This is a genomic window from Pseudonocardia sp. SID8383, from assembly GCF_009864975.1.
GTDB lineage: Bacteria > Actinomycetota > Actinomycetes > Mycobacteriales > Pseudonocardiaceae > Pseudonocardia > Pseudonocardia alni.
On sequence record NZ_WWFY01000900.1, the window covers coordinates 1 to 1,186 of the forward strand.

1 protein-coding gene and 1 pseudogene are annotated in these 1,186 nt (G+C 75.2%); both read left to right on the forward strand.

Features of this window, described 5'->3' with window-relative positions:
* The first annotated feature begins 438 nt into the window (after positions 1-438).
* Entirely contained in the window at positions 439-795 is a 357-nt protein-coding gene (gene rplS / locus GTW08_RS21590) for a 50S ribosomal protein L19 (protein WP_060714490.1), read from the forward strand.
* Between the two features lie 42 nt (positions 796-837).
* Positions 838-1,186, forward strand: a pseudogene (locus tag GTW08_RS21595) (hypothetical protein); the annotation flags it as partial.

The window sequence follows — 1,186 nt, forward strand, 5'->3', positions numbered from 1 at the left end:
CGCCGGGCGCCCCGACGACGACGCCGACGCCCCCACCGTCTGAGCGTTCCCGCCGGTGGGCGGCGCCTGCCCGGCTCCGGGGCCGGCGCGGGGGACCGTTCCGCCGTCGCCCGGCGGGCCCCCACCGGCGACCGGCGGTGCCCGGTCCGTCCGGTACGACCGGGCCCGCTGAGCCGCTCCGGGGCCCTCGCACCACCGGGTGTCCGGAGCGATCTGCCCGTCTGGCACTATGGACGGGTTGCCAGCGCCGCGTGTGGTGCCCGGTGACGGTCACGTGTGCCCCCGGTCCCGCCGGTGGTGCCGGCCGTGCCGAGCCCGCCACGTGAGGAGCGTGGTCGCCGTACGGCACACGCCCCGTGGCCCGGGCGCGATCCCGGATCGACCCGGGACCGGCACCGCACGACCCGCACGAACGACACACGAGGACGGACCGTCGACATGAACACCCTGGACGCACTGGACGCGGAGACCCTGCGCTCCGACATCCCGAACTTCCGGCCCGGGGACACCCTCAAGGTGCACGTGAAGGTCATCGAGGGCAACCGCACCCGTACTCAGATCTTCCAGGGCGTCGTCATCCGCCGCCACGGCTCGGGTGCCCGCGAGACCTTCACCGTCCGCAAGATCTCGTTCGGCGTCGGCGTCGAGCGCACCTTCCCGGTGCACACGCCGAACATCGAGAAGATCGAGGTCGCCACCCGCGGTGACGTCCGCCGGGCGAAGCTTTACTACCTCCGCGACCTCCGCGGCAAGGCCGCGAAGATCAAGGAGCGCCGGGAGACCACCGCGTCCTGACCGTCACCCTGTCGTGACGGACCGGTGACGTAATCTCGACGCGTGGCCTTCCCCGAGCTCCCCGACGACCGCCGGGCCCGCCCCCGGCGGTATCGCGGCAGCGATGTTCCCGAGCGCCCCGGTCGGCGGCGGGCCCCCGAGGACCCGCCGCCCGCCGGTGGTGAACCGGGCGGTGACGAGCAGCGGTGGCTGCTCGGGACCGCGCTGCAGCACGGGGTGCCGGCCCGGGACGGCTTCGCGGACGGTGAGCCCGAGGGCGCACCGCGCGGGGTCCGTACCCGGCACGCGGGCCCGGAGGACGGCGCCGACGAGGCCCGTCCCCGCGGGCGTCGCTACCGCAACGGTTTCGACGAGCTCGCCGCCGGACGTTCCGGGCGACACGGCGTCGACG